Here is a 14,318-nt window from a genome sequence, read left to right as displayed (position 1 = left end):
TTCTTTTTAAATCTAGGAACCCCAACCTTTTTACCTTTTCTCTTACCTTTAAGGGAATTGAAAAAGTTTTTGTAAGCAACATCTAAATGCCTAAGAGACTGTTGTAATGGCACTGAAGAAACATCAGATAGCCATTTTCTCTCTTGAGTCTTTTTAGCTTGGGTCAGCATTGCCGAGAGTTTATTGTATCTAGGCAGCTTTTCAGATTGTTTGCAGAACGCTAAAGCATCATTCCAAACAACCCTAACACAACCGTACAACCGAGCTAAATTCTGTTGCTGTTGGTTTCTTGGGTAAAATCTGTACTGATATCTAGCTTTCATGCTTTGTGCTAAAATTGGTCTGTTAAAATAGATTCTACATTTGATGTAGCCTTTCTACTTGTTGGTTAAAGGATGAGTTAATACCATTGGCATTTTTACTATTTATTGATGGTTCTTCGAGTTGATCCATGGGAGAATAAACAACCGGTTCCAAATTAATCAAAGGCTTGTTGTTCGGGTAATGAGGAATTATGCACAGGTGGATTGGGATTTACTATGGTTCAAATAAGAATAATTAACCACCGATAAACCACGGATTTTAATGTGTTGATGTTGGTTATTTTAAGCTAATATACACCTAATTTAACCTGATTAAGCTCTGGTTTGTATAAGCAATATTTCCCACCGCCTGGTATTCCCTTAAGCTCATTCTAACCATCCTGGGAGTTAGTAGATGTATCAATGGCCTCAGCACTGACTAAAATAGGATATTTCTCTGTGCGTTCTCGCCACCAAGTCAACAGAGTACTGGCGACAAAAATACTGGAATAAGACCCTATAGCAAAGCCAATAATTAATGCTAGGGCGAAGTATCTGAGTGTTTCTCCGCCAAAGACAAAGATGGCGATGACTGACAGCAAGGTTGTTAAGGTAGTATTGATTGATCTTCCTAATGTTTGGTTGACAGCATCATCCACAACCTCGACAATTGGCTGCTGGGGATTGACCTTAATAGTTTCCCGAATGCGATCATAAATCACTACTGTATCGTTGACAGAGAAACCGATAATTGTCAGCAGTGCCACAATAAACAGACTATCCACTTCTAGGTTGAGCAGTAAGCCGAAAATTGAAAAAAGCCCTGCAGTAATCAAGACATCGTGCAAAAGCGCCACAATGGCAAATAAGGCGTAGTCCAACTGGAAGCGGAAGGTCAAGTAAATAATAATGCCGATAAAAGAAACTATGAGGGCGATGATACCAGAGCGAAATAATTCTGCTCCCAAGGTAGGGCCAACAGTGTCAATTTGGTTTTGTTGCGGGTCAAAGATACCAATTTTCTCACTTAAAGCAGTTTGTAAATTGGTGCGCTGATCAACATCTAAGTCCTTGGTGCGAATTGATATGCCATTGTCTCCCACTATTTGGATGCTGCTATCGCCCAAACCCTGGGCTTGTGCTACTTCTCGGACTGTGGTTATATTTATTGGTTGATCGCAGTTACCCAGTTGTGTACAGTCACGTTCTAACTGTAAGCGCGTACCACCGATGAAATCTAAGCCGGGGCGTAGGGGCGCGCGAATTTGGGGGTTTTGCCACGAAATCGCCATTGAGATCAAACTAATCAGAATAAAGGCACTAGAAATGCTCCACCATAGCGATCGCGATTTGTTAATATTCAATTTCATTTAGCCACCTCTGGCTTATTTAATGCTGGTAGGTTAGGACAGAAAAGCTCTCGCTTATTTTTCACAGCCGGACTAGTAACTGCTAAAAACATGAGTGTGCGGCTACAAGTGATTGCGGTAAACATACTCATGGCTACACCCAAGGCTAAGGTGAGAGCAAAGCCTCTGACTAATCCGGAACCAAACCAAAACAAAGCAGCACAAGCAATCCATGTAGTGACGTTGCTGTCTAAAATACTGGAAAATGCTCGGTAAAAACCAGATTCTACAGAACGATACAAAGATTTACCCGCTCGCAATTCTTCCCGTGTACGCTCAAAGATTAGCACATTGGCATCAACTGCCATGCCAATACTGAGGATAAAACCAGCAATTCCCGGTAAAGTCAGGGTAACCCCCAACAGAGCAAAACTCGCCCATGTTAGTAGAGAGTAGATGACTAATGAGATATCGGCAATCAATCCTGGTAGGCGGTAGTAAAATACCATAAATATTAATACTAAGATTAGACCGCCAATACCAGCATAAATGCTGCTTTGAATACTGTCTTTACCCAAGGTAGCGCCTACAGTCCTTCTTTCGGCGATTTCCACGGGTACAGGTAAAGCACCGCCACGCAACTGCACGCCCAAGTCATTGGCTTCTTGGGGGGTAAATGTACCTGTAATCACTGCAGCACCGCCGGTAATTCCTGTACCAGCAAATTCTACCCCCACTACAGGAGCGCTGATTAATTCATTATCTAAAAAAATCCCAATGCTCCGCCCGGTACCGGCAAGGTTTTTAGTGAGATTGGCAAACAGTTCACCACCTTTAGTATCAAAGCGAATGGCAACATTCCAATTACTACCTTGAGTTGGTTCACCATAGGCATCTTGGAGATATTTACCGTCTAGTGGTGGTTCAGTGCTGTCAAACAATTCTCTGATGGCTTGATTATTTTTGGCTAATTCTTCTTGATTATTAATAATTGCGGCCTCATCGCCGCGGTTTCTTAACTCTTCTTGCTTGGCTCTGAGTTCAGTTCTGGATGCTTGAAAAGCAAAAAGTTGAGTTTCTGTACTAGGCTTTTGTTGTCGAAATTCTAACTGTGCTGTACCACCTAGCACTCGTTCTGCTTGCTGCGGGTCATTGACTCCTGGTAATTGTACCAGGATTTTGTCTGTGCCTACAGTTTGAATTACTGGCTCAGAAACCCCAAGACCATTAACTCGACCTTCCACAACTTTCTGAACCCCAGCCAAATCTCGTTCAGTAATTTCTCTCATCAGGAGTGCTGATTGCACCTGAATGGTTAACTGTGAACCGCCCCGTAAGTCTAACCCCAAAGGTACTGGAATTTTTACTATCACCGCAATAGCGGCCATGAGCAGCACGAAAATCAAAGCTAATAGCGATCGCTGTCTTTGCATACAATAACTCGCAACTGACAAAGGCTATAATAGCGTTCTTTGAACGAGTTTTGAATGGGTAGATGGGGGTGGTGGGGAGATGAGGTAGATTTTTCCTCATTCCCCAGTCTTGGGCTTTTAAACTCGCATAGCGACCATTTTTTCTACAGCTTCGACGATTTGTTCTGGCTGCACAATTGTTAACCGTTCCAAACTACCGTTATAGGGTGTGGGTATATCTTGGGAAGAAAGCCGCAGTACCGGCGCATCCAATTCATCAAACAAGCGGTCATTGATGGAGGCGGTTAATTCTGCACCAATACCCCCGGTTCTCATACACTCTTCCACGATAATAACTCGATGGGTTTTGCGTATGGATGCCCCAATAGTATCAAAATCCAAAGGCTTCAGTGATATTAGGTCTATTACTTCTGGATCATAACCTTGTTTTTCTAAAGTTTTCACGGCTTGCAATACATGATGGCGCATCCGTGAGTAAGTGAGTATTGTGACATCTTTGCCACGACGCACAACTTCTGCTTTATCCAGGGGTAGTAGATATTCTTCTTCTGGTAAATCTTCTTTTAAGTTGTAAAGTAGAACGTGTTCAAAGAACAACACCGGGTTATCGTCACGAATAGCCGATTTTAGTAGTCCTTTAGCGTTATAGGGTGTGGAGCAAGTAACAATTTTTAAGCCCGGAACCGCTTGGAAGTAAGCCTCTAGGCGTTGAGAATGTTCAGCCCCTAGCTGTCTACCTACACCCCCTGGACCGCGAATGACCATAGGGATTTTAAAGTTACCGCCGGAGGTGTAACGTAGCATTCCCGCGTTGTTGGATATCTGGTTAAAGGCTAGGAGCAAAAAGCCCATATTCATACCTTCTATTATGGGTCTTAACCCAGTCATAGCTGCGCCCACGGCCATACCAGTAAAACTGTTTTCGGCGATGGGAGTATCAAGAATCCTTAGTTCGCCATACTTTTTGTATAAGTCTTTAGTGACTTTGTAGGAACCGCCATAATGTCCTACATCTTCCCCAAGAACGAATACACTCGAATCACGCGCCATTTCTTCATCAATGGCTTCCCGCAGAGCGTTAAAAAATAGTGTTTCTGCCATTTAGACCTTATAGTCAGACTATTGTTTTAGAATCTTATCGTGCCACCGTAGCAAATATCGTGAGCGATCGCACTAGATTAGAGATTGATTTTTTGGGCAAAATAAATTAATTAAGTTGTATTATTTGTTATTTACTGCCTGTAATTGAGAAGTTTCTAACCGAGTCATCCATTTTTCTAAATAGACACGATTAGCAGTTTGTTCAGATGTATCTTCAGTATCCATAGAATAAGGCATTAGTCCCAAAATCGCTGCTGTGGTTACACAAAACATTGACTTTTGGAAGCTCATACAAATTTGGACTCGCAAATCATCCTCCCCTCGAAGACTGTGACGATAAATTGTGTGTAAATAATCCGGGAGATAATGACGCATATCCTGCATCAGCAAAGTGGGAGGAATACCAGAACCACCTATAGGTAAAGGGTCCGCATATAGTGCGCCATACTGAAATCGAGCTTGGTCTAGGGGAATTTGATATGCTTGGGCATTATATGACACTGTGCCATGAAAGGGAGTTCCCCGAAAGAATACTGCCTCTACATAAGGGATGGCTGTATCTGCTAGGAAGGTTAAACCCACAGATTTAGGAATGATGTCATAAACTTCCCCTCGGATTTTGACGGCATAAGTAATAGGCTTTAACGCATCTGCAACCAAACCCGCTTTAATGTGGTCTACAACTTGGGGAATGGTTTTAATTTCTTTGTGGTCGTAGCGGTCTGATAAATTCAGGAAAATATCCGCCATTACCCGCCAAAATTGGCCTAAGCCACTATAGTAAGCCGACACACGCAACATTTCCGTTAAAAAATCCGGAAATAGTTGGTTAACGCCGATGATGGGATTGTTGGGGAATTTGGCTTGAATAACTGCTTGTGCTCTTTCTTCAAACTCTGGTGTATCTAAATATGCATCTAGACCACCTCCACCGTGCCACATCATGGCTTTCATGCAATATTCGGCATATTCAAAGTTAATTCTGTCATGCCACCAATGGCGAATTAGCTTGGGCAAAGAAATTTCCCCGTTAAAGTATTTAAAAAAGGGAAAAAATACTAGAAATTGATGTTCAGCAATATAAATGAGGTTTTTTGAATAGGCATCTAAAACCACGCCGTAGCTTTTCAGTATGCCCACAACTTCCATGACATTATCTGGACTATCAGGAAGTAATGTACCTCCGGTGAGTAGTCTTTGAATATACTCAGATAAAGGATGTGAGAAAGGTTTTTTTTCCATGCTTACCATTGCCATTTCTGCAAAAGTTACAGAGATTTAGAGATGGGGTATCGGGTATCGAAAATACTCTTACCCAGTCCTTAGTTACCAGTACCCTGATCTAAAGACACCGCAGGTACTACATTTTCGCTATTAACCATAGCTGTGATTGTGGGTTCACTCCAGCGAACTAACCAAGCTGGTTGTATGCCAAAAATTACAATCAATACCGCTAGAATTACTGAAGGTATGCGATCGCTCCACAATACACGGGGCAAGTTGCTGACTTGTGGGGACAACCGCCCAAAAAAGGCGCGATTCATCAGAATTAAGAAGTAAACGGCAGTTAAGCCTGTACCAATCATAGATAACAGCGTCTGCACTGGAAAAACGGCAAAACTGCCCCGAAAAACGATAAATTCGGAAATAAACCCCACCATTCCCGGTACACCGGCGCTGGCCATCACACCCAAAACCATTAAGCTACCAATCAGGGGTAACCCTCGTTCTGGGTTAAGTAATCCTTTAATTACATTTAAATCGCGGCTTCCAGCTTTTTGATAAACAACCCCCACGAGTAAAAATAGCAGTGGGGAAATCAAACCGTGGCTGATCATTTGCATCACAGCCCCCAAGGTACTCACCGGTGTAGCCGCCGCCGCTGCTAATAGGATGTAGCCCATGTGTCCAATGGAGCTGTAGGCTACCATTTTTTTCATGTCGGTTTGGGCGATCGCACAAGAAGAGCCAAATAGGACACTGACTACAGCCCAAGTTGCCAACCATGGGGCTAAATAAGTCCAAGCTTCCGGTAACAAGTTCATGCCAAAGCGTAGTAGGCCATAGGTTCCTAACTTCAACAGCACTCCCGCCAGCAGGACAGAAATGGGTGTAGAAGCTTCAACGTGGGCATCTGGTAACCATGTGTGAAAGGGAAATAGGGGAATTTTAATCCCAAAACCCACTAGAAGGCCTCCTAGTAGTATCAGCTGTGTTACCAAAGGTAAAGTTGTGGTTTTCAAACCCAAGAGTGCAAAGCTACCAGAACCACTCAGCCAAACCATACCCAGGAAACTTGCCAAAATTAATATCCCGGAAATGGCGGTGTAAATCAGAAATTTTGTGGCAGCGTAACCCCGTCTAGCGCCTCCCCAAATGGCAATTAACAGATATAGCGGTATTAGTTCCAGTTCATAAAACAGGAAAAATAGTAGTAAATCTTGTGCCAAAAATGCTCCAATCACCCCGGCATTTAACAGTAAGATTAAGGAGTAATAAAATCTAGGACGCTGAAGGGATTCATTACTGCTGTAAATGGCAATACAAGTTAACAGTCCATTTAAAACCAGTAATGGTAAAGATAAACCATCTATTCCTAAATTATAATTCAAGCCTAAAGATTCTATCCAGGGGATAAACTCAGTAAACTGTTGATTGGCTCGGGCGGGATTGAATTTTATTGCCAGTACAACTGTCCACAAGAAGATGATAATGGCGAAGAGGAAAGCCACTTGACGGGAAAGTTTGCCACTGATGTGACCGGGCCAGAAACCGATTAAAGCCGCGGCTAATAATGGCAGTACAATTAGTACACTCAGCATAAGTATAACTATGGATGGGTAGAGGGGATGTAAAAAGTCTGTTGCCCTGTTAAAACGGTAATTTATCTAGTAGACCTAATGACCAGCTAATGAAAAAACCCAGGACGCTGATCACTACCAGGATAGTTAACATATATCCCTGGGATTGACCAGAAATGGTATATTTTAAGCCTTGTCCACCTAGAATTGTCGCAAATCCTACCAGGTTAACAAAACCATCAACTAGATAGCGATCGCTCCAATCAGAAAATTTTGATAGCAGGGCGACTAAATTAACTATCGTTAGTTTATAAATTTTATCAATGTAAAAATCATAACCCAATAGGTCTTGTACAAATCTCCAGACCAGGATTCTGGATCTTGACCATGCTTTATGGAGGGACATTGTAGAGCCTATAGCTACGCCGATCACCGTAGAAGAAACCAAGATTAATAGTATGTACCAATCCACGTTTTCCCAATTAGGCAGCAAATACCATTGCTGTAGCATCAGTGGTAAGAGTAAATTCACTACAGTTAGTGCCACCATTGGCAATGCCATTTGCCAGCCAACTTCCGGGGTGCGGCGGGTTTTTTGTTGTGGTTTACCCCAAAATATTAATCTGAATACTCGTGTCAGGTTCAAGGCTGTCAAGCCGTTGACTAATACTAATATGGCAATTACCCAAGGACTAGCATGAACTAAGCCATCTGCCCATGCCAGCATTGCCCAGAAACTTCCCAGTGGTAACAGTGTTACCATACCAGCAGAACCTACGATAAAAGCTGTGGTAGTGGCTGGCATCCTTGACCATAATCCACCCATTTCGGTTAAGTCTTGGGTGCTAGTGGTATAGATTACTGAACCAGAACTCATGAATAATAGAGCTTTAGCGATCGCATGGGTTAACATTAACATTAGGGCCACACCACCTTGCTCTAACCCCACTGCCAAAAAGACTAAGCCCATGTATGCACTAGTGGAATGAGATAAGGCTCGCTTAATATCTGTTTGGGCTAGTGACACTAATGTTGCACCCACTGCGGTCAATGCCCCTATCACAACTAGGGTATTTAAAGCAATGGGAGACAAGGTTAATATTGGCTGAATTTTATATAATACATAAGCACCGCCACCTACAACTAATGAATTCCGCATTACCGAAGCGGGGTTAGGGCCTTCCATGGCTTCATCTAACCATAGGTGTAAGGGAAATTGAGCGCATTTACCCGCAGGTCCGGCAATTAATCCCAAGCACAGCAAAGTCGAAGTAACTGGACTTAAATCAGCTGTTTGTGCCCACTCATACAAATCAGAAAAGTTCAAACTACCACATAAAGTCGAAAGCGTTACCACCCCCATTAATAAAAGTAAGTCTCCCACCCGCTTGGTCAAAAAGGCATCTCGCGCTGCTGTCACGACTAGTGGTTGAGCATACCAAAATCCCACCAATAGATAGGTAGAAAGGGTGAGTACTTCTAAAACAGCGTAGCTGAGAAACAAGGAATCACTGATCGCTAAACCAGTCAGCGCCATTTCAAAGAATCCGATTAATGCAAAGAACCGTGCTAAAGACCAGTCCTTTTCCATGTATCCTAGGGCATAAATTTGTGTTAACAGACTTAATCCGCTAATTAATACCATCGCCCCAATGCTAGTTGGGGAGAGTTCTAAGGCAAAAGATAAGTTAAAATCTGCAGCTTGCAACCAGTTGATCACTAAAATTTCTGGTTGTTTATCCCAAATATGCTTAAATACGAACAGACTATGAAGGAACCCCACAATGGTTGTGAATATGTTGAAATATGCCGCGGGTCTAGGACCGGTACGCCGAATGATTCCCATTCCCCACGGTAAGGTTACCAGTGCGCCAAGTAGGCTGTAGAATGGCACCCACCAACTTGTTGAAAATAGAAACTGATTCATTGACATTTTCCTTGACGACTCCGCTGTGACTTTTTCTTAAATATCCTTAAAACAATCTTTGACTAAAAAATATAATTATTGGATTATATCTATGGTTTTTTTAACTATTTGTTCCCTAAATTCTTCAATGAGTATTTTTTGTTTAGGTTATCTTATTTTGGTATATTTGAATATAGTTTTAGATATTTACAAGCATTCACGTCTATTAAATCATCGGTGATGATGGATTTATATTTGTACTTGCAGTAAATAAATTTATCCAAATACATTAAAAAAAATTATGTGTTTTTTACAAAATGATTACTTTTGCTCTCAAGGTCGGAAAACTTATAGACAGCAAAACATACAGCGATTAATATCCCCACTGCGGAGCGGACTCGCCGTAGCTATGAATGTCCTTTTGTAAATGTAATAAAGAAATTATAAAGCATAAGTGGTTGCTCTAGGAATTGATTAACTTTCATTGAGCCGAATCAGGGATAAACTTTTGTTAAGTTTTTTAAAACTATTTTATCATAAACTATTATACTAATTTATATTGCCAGGGAGGCCAAGCTTTCCTATGCTTAATTTAGAAGTGTTTTTATGGCTCAAGATGCAGCCCTCCGCTTAAACATTTCAAAACACAGTACTAATTGGATTAAATTTTTAGGAGTTCTGCGATGCCAATTGCAGTTGGAATGATTGAAACTAAGGGGTTTCCGGCGGTAGTAGAAGCTGCTGATGCGATGGTGAAAGCCGCACGTGTGACTTTGGTAGGCTATGAAAAAATTGGGAGTGCTAGGGTAACCGTGATTGTCCGGGGTGACGTGTCGGAAGTACAAGCCTCTGTTGCGGCCGGCGTAGATGCAGCCAGAAGAGTTAATGGTGGCGAAGTATTATCCACTCACATTATTGCCCGTCCCCACGAAAACCTAGAGTACGTTTTGCCCATACGTTACACCGAAGCTGTAGAACAGTTCCGGACTTAAAAACTGATTTTAAGCAAGTAAAGTAATTAACGGGGTCGCTGTCTTGAGCGCCACTTTTTCCCAAGGGTAAAAACTTTAATTCAGGATAAGAACTAATGTCAATCGCAGTAGGAATGGTAGAAACGCTGGGCTTTCCGGCAGTAGTAGAAGCTGCTGATGCCATGGTAAAAGCCGCGCGTGTTACTTTGGTAGGCTATGAAAAAATCGGCAGCGGTCGAGTCACAGTCATCGTTCGGGGTGATGTTTCCGAAGTTCAAGCTTCAGTGGGTGCGGGGGTAGAATCAGTTAAACGAGTCAATGGGGGAGAAGTGTTATCTACCCACATCATTGCTCGTCCTCATGAAAACTTGGAATACGTGTTACCAATTCGGTATACCGAAGACGTAGAACAATTCCGGGAAAATGTCAACGCCATTCGTCCTTTTCGGTAGAAGACCGTAATCTGTAATGCAAGTTGCCAAAGTTCGTGGCACAGTAGTCAGCACGCAAAAAGATCCAAGTCTTCGCGGTGTCAAACTACTGTTGTTGCAATTAGTAGATGAAGAAGGAAACCTCCTGTCTAAATACGAAGTAGCAGCAGATACCGTAGGCGCGGGAGTAGATGAGTGGGTGCTTGTCACTCGTGGCAGTGCCGCTCGTCAGATTTTAGGTAATGAACAGCGTCCCTTGGATGCAGCAGTGGTGGCGATCATTGATACCATTCACTTGGAAGGTCGTCTCATGTACAGCAAAAAAGAGCAGTATCGATAGTCTTTGAATGGTCAAAGATTTAAGAAAAAAAAGCTTAATTGAGGAGGAATTTTGTAATGGTTGTCCGCAGCACGGCGGCACCCCCAACCCCGTGGTCGAGGAATTTAGCCGAGCCCAAAATCCATGAAAGCACTTTTGTACATCCGGCAGCCAATATTATTGGAGATGTACGAATAGGTGCTAATGTCATCATTGCTCCAGGAACCTCGATTAGAGCGGATGAAGGTACACCTTTTTTTATTGGCGAAAATACTAATATTCAAGATGGTGTAGTAATTCATGGACTCGAACAAGGCCGAGTCATTGGCGATGACCAAAATCAATACTCAGTATGGGTAGGAGAAAATGTTTCTATTACCCACATGGCATTGGTTCATGGTCCGGCTTATGTAGGAGATAATTCCTTCATTGGTTTTCGTTCCACAGTATTTAACGCCAGAGTAGGCGCGGGTTGCATCGTCATGATGCACGCTTTAATTCAAGATGTAGAAATTCCCCCTGGTAAGTATGTACCTTCGGGAGCGATAATTACTACTCAGCAGCAAGCAGACCGGTTGCCAGATGCTGAGGTTCAGGATCAGCAGTTCGCCCATCATGTGGTGGGGATAAATCAGTCATTAAGAACTGGTTATCGCTGTGCTGCGGATAGCAAGTGTATTGCACCCATTCGGGATGAGATTGCTAAATCTTATACAAATACTGGTATTACTGTTTTAGAGCTAGAAAGGAGTAGTGAAGTGTCGAGCAACAGCTTGGGTGCAGAAATCATAGAACAGGTGCGCTATCTTTTAGATCAAGGATATAAAATTGGTACGGAACACGTAGATCAAAGACGGTTCCGCACTGGTTGTTGGCAAAGTTGCCAACCCATTCAACCTGGATCTATAGGTGAAGCGATCGCAGCGTTAGAAAGCTGTCTGAAAGATCATAGCGGCGAATATGTCCGTCTGTTTGGCATTGACAATGGTAAACGGCGCGTCCTAGAAACCATTATTCAACGCCCGGATGGCATAGTCACTACCATCGCCTCTAGTGGTTTTCCGGCATCTGCTAATAATGGTAACGGTCGCTATAGTAGTAATGGCAATGGTCACGTTGCCAGCAGTGGTGTACTGAGTAGCGAAACCATAGAGCAAATTCGTAATTTGCTATCAAGTGGTTACAAAATTGGGTCTGAACACGTAGATGAGCGACGTTTCCGCACTGGTTCCTGGAACAGCTGCCAGCCCATTGAATCAACTTCCACCAATGAAGTGCTAGCCGCATTAGAAGCATGTTTAGAATCCCACCAAGGGGAATATGTACGGGTGATTGGTATTGATACCAAAGCTAAACGGCGGGTTTTAGAAAGCATTATCCAAAGACCAGGCGGACCAGTTGCCCCTTCTGCTAGCAAGAAATCCTTTAGCAGCAATAGTTCCGGCACTGCTACCGCCACCGCCACCAGTACCCGGTTGAGTTCTGAAGTGGTAGACCAAATCCGACAAATTTTGGCGGGTGGATATAAAGTTACTGCTGAACACGTAGACCAAAGACGGTTCCGTACAGGTTCCTGGGCGAGCTGCGGTCAAATTGAAGCCAAATCTGACAGAGGGGTGATTGAGGCTTTAGAGGGATACCTCGCTGAATATCCAGGGGAATACGTGCGGTTAGTTGGTATTGACACTAAAGCTAAACGCCGAGTCCTGGAAACTATCATCCAACGTCCCTAAAATTGCTGAGTTAAGAGTGCTGTTAACATCCGTGGGCGTAGCCATTGCTGAGTAAAATTTTTAGTCGTTACTCCAGGCATCAAGCTATTGCCAACCTTATAGAATGGATTCAGCACTTAGCACTATGCTCTCTCCGGCTTCCGAGGTAAAAATTTCCATGTCTGTGCCGCCACTGCACCTGAGCAACAAGTTCGAGTCTTATATAAGTGGCGAGGTGACTATTCATCCCAGCGCGGTCTTGGCACCTGGAGTCATACTTCAAGCTGCTGTAAACAGCAAGATGATCATCGGACCAGGGGTGTGTATTGGTATGGGGTCAATTCTCCAAGTTAGCGAAGGCACTCTAGAGGTAGAAGCAGGAGCAAACTTGGGAGCCGGTTTTTTGATGGTGGGTCAAGGCAAAATTGGCGCAAATGCTTGTATTGGTTCAGCAACCACAGTTTTTAACTGTTCTATCGAGCCAGGAACAGTCATTCCGCCAGGCTCAATTTTAGGGGACACCAGTCGGGAAATTGAGGATACACAACAACCGGCAGCAGCTCCTAACAATGGTGCTCATACCAGTAGTGAACAACAGCCAGAAGCGGAAAATAGTTTAGAGCCGGATGAGGAGACAGTCATTTCCTCGACTAACATTTGTGCATCTGCTTACTGGAAATTCAAATACCAGTCTACTTCCTCTTCTGTGTCTTCGCCTACATCGGAAAGCCAGCCCCCTGCTGGAGAAAAAAACGCTGACACCAATAAATCCATACCCCAGGAACCAAAATCAAGTCAGCCTCCCACTAAATCAGATCATAATTTCGGGAACCAAATTTATGGACAAGGAAGTATAAATAGGTTACTAGTGACATTATTTCCCCATCGGCAAAGCTTAAATGACCCCATCTCTGACGATCAGTCTGAGTAAGTGTTAATTGTAAGTTGTCAGTTTCATGAGTAATCTGGAAAGTTCACATGGAAACATCTAACCAACACTCTATTAGCACAATTCAGAAATCCCGCCGACGAGATCCTCTGAAAAATACTGCTTTGGGTTTAGTCTCTACCAGCAGCTTTCCCGCCATAGTGGGAACGGCAGATATGATGCTCAAATCCGCCGGTGTTCACCTAGTCGGTTATGAAAAAATTGGTAGTGGGCAGTGTACCGCTATTGTCAGAGGCGGAATTGCCGATGTGCGTCTGGCTGTAGAAGCTGGTGTTCAAACTGCTGAACAGTTTGGTCAATTGGTTTCTAGCTTGGTGATTCCTCGGCCTTATCCTAACTTGGATATAGTGCTGCCCATCACCAGCCGGCTGAGTAAATTGATGGAGGAAGGGAATCAAAGCAGTTTAAGTAACTTAGCCATTGGTTTAGTGGAGACTAGGGGATTTCCGGCCATGGTGGGTGCTTGTGATGCCATGCTTAAGTCGGCTGATGTTCATTTAGCAGCCTATGAGAAAATTGGTGCCGGTTTGTGCACTGCCATTATTCGTGGCACTGTTGCTAATGTGGCAGTGGCGGTAGAAGCTGGAATGTTTGAGGCAGAACGCATTGGCGAATTGAACGCAGTCATGGTTATTCCTCGACCACTAGATGAGATGGAGAAAACCTTACCTTTAGCCAGCTGCTGGATTGAACACCGGGAACCATTGCATATGCCTGTCAATGTCCAAGAGCAGGTGGCGGAAATAGAAGTCCTACAGTTGCCTGATTTATCCCAAATCCCGTCCAAAATTCCCCAGGAGGTTGCCGAAGAAATATGGCAAGATGAAGGTTGAAATTATTACATAATTTTAACTATTCATCTTGCCCTGGAAGGCATCTTACGCTTTGCTTGTTGTCTTGATAATAACTTGTGAATACCATAAATAAAACAACTTTCTTTGAATAAGATTAATAGATTTTTATCTATAGGATAATTCAGAACTTCGTATGAGTGGTTCTGTCGCATTGGCAAGTGTTCAGTGATACTAGATTTATAGATGAAAT

General features: G+C 43.1%; 14 protein-coding genes. 6 read left to right on the top strand and 8 right to left on the bottom strand.

The features are described from left to right. The 8 genes from NWP22_RS14620 to NWP22_RS14585 all read right to left on the bottom strand — a co-directional run. A partial coding sequence (locus NWP22_RS14620; protein ID WP_271733392.1) for a transposase occupies positions 1-323 on the bottom strand: 323 nt, incomplete at its 3' end. A gap of 34 nt (positions 324-357) precedes the next feature. Continuing rightward, positions 358-486: a hypothetical protein gene (locus NWP22_RS14615; RefSeq protein ID WP_271733391.1), complete on the bottom strand. Its 129-nt coding sequence runs from the start codon at positions 484-486 to the stop codon at positions 358-360. A gap of 208 nt (positions 487-694) precedes the next feature. After that, entirely contained in the window at positions 695-1,672 is a 978-nt protein-coding gene (secF, locus tag NWP22_RS14610; protein WP_271733390.1) for a protein translocase subunit SecF, read from the bottom strand. Continuing rightward, positions 1,669-3,084 carry a protein translocase subunit SecD gene (gene secD, locus NWP22_RS14605; RefSeq protein ID WP_280802036.1) on the bottom strand — a complete coding sequence of 472 codons (1,416 nt, stop codon included), beginning with the start codon at positions 3,082-3,084 and terminating at the stop codon, positions 1,669-1,671. The genes secF and secD overlap by 4 nt, the downstream gene beginning before the upstream one ends. A gap of 117 nt (positions 3,085-3,201) precedes the next feature. Then, a complete protein-coding gene (locus NWP22_RS14600; RefSeq protein WP_271733389.1) occupies positions 3,202-4,185 on the bottom strand; it encodes an alpha-ketoacid dehydrogenase subunit beta in 984 nt (327 codons plus the stop codon). 120 nt (positions 4,186-4,305) lie between these two features. Continuing rightward, a complete protein-coding gene (locus tag NWP22_RS14595) occupies positions 4,306-5,436 on the bottom strand; it encodes a CO2 hydration protein (protein ID WP_280802035.1) in 1,131 nt (376 codons plus the stop codon). Positions 5,437-5,507: 71 nt separating this feature from the next. After that, positions 5,508-7,007, bottom strand: coding sequence for an NADH-quinone oxidoreductase subunit M (locus NWP22_RS14590; protein ID WP_280802034.1), 1,500 nt, complete (start codon positions 7,005-7,007; stop codon positions 5,508-5,510). Between the two features lie 49 nt (positions 7,008-7,056). Then, entirely contained in the window at positions 7,057-8,913 is a 1,857-nt protein-coding gene (locus NWP22_RS14585) for an NAD(P)H-quinone oxidoreductase subunit F (RefSeq protein WP_271733386.1), read from the bottom strand. Positions 8,914-9,575: 662 nt separating this feature from the next. Here NWP22_RS14585 and NWP22_RS14580 point away from each other — a divergent pair. From NWP22_RS14580 to ccmO, 6 genes are all read left to right on the top strand, one after another. Beyond that, entirely contained in the window at positions 9,576-9,884 is a 309-nt protein-coding gene (locus tag NWP22_RS14580; protein WP_015212739.1) for a carbon dioxide-concentrating mechanism protein CcmK, read from the top strand. A gap of 95 nt (positions 9,885-9,979) precedes the next feature. After that, on the top strand, positions 9,980-10,315 hold the full coding sequence (locus NWP22_RS14575) for a carbon dioxide-concentrating mechanism protein CcmK (RefSeq protein ID WP_271733382.1): 336 nt from the start codon (positions 9,980-9,982) through the stop codon (positions 10,313-10,315). Between the two features lie 16 nt (positions 10,316-10,331). Continuing rightward, positions 10,332-10,634, top strand: coding sequence for a beta-carboxysome shell vertex protein CcmL (gene ccmL / locus NWP22_RS14570; protein ID WP_271733380.1), 303 nt, complete (start codon positions 10,332-10,334; stop codon positions 10,632-10,634). Positions 10,635-10,690: 56 nt separating this feature from the next. After that, positions 10,691-12,346, top strand: a complete 1,656-nt coding sequence (ccmM, locus tag NWP22_RS14565) for a beta-carboxysome scaffolding protein CcmM (protein WP_271733377.1) — start codon at positions 10,691-10,693, stop codon at positions 12,344-12,346. 157 nt (positions 12,347-12,503) lie between these two features. Further along, positions 12,504-13,256 carry a beta-carboxysome scaffolding protein CcmN gene (gene ccmN / locus NWP22_RS14560; RefSeq protein ID WP_271733393.1) on the top strand — a complete coding sequence of 251 codons (753 nt, stop codon included), beginning with the start codon at positions 12,504-12,506 and terminating at the stop codon, positions 13,254-13,256. Between the two features lie 47 nt (positions 13,257-13,303). Beyond that, positions 13,304-14,107 (top strand): beta-carboxysome assembly protein CcmO, encoded by an 804-nt coding sequence (gene ccmO / locus NWP22_RS14555; RefSeq protein WP_271733376.1) that lies wholly within the window; start codon positions 13,304-13,306, stop codon positions 14,105-14,107. The last annotated feature ends 211 nt before the right edge of the window (positions 14,108-14,318 follow it).

Source organism: Anabaenopsis tanganyikae CS-531 (assembly GCF_029891675.1).
Classification (GTDB): Bacteria; Cyanobacteriota; Cyanobacteriia; order Cyanobacteriales; family Nostocaceae; genus Anabaenopsis; species Anabaenopsis arnoldii.
Note: the sequence above shows the minus strand (reverse complement) of the source record. Positions and strands in the feature narration are given on the sequence as shown.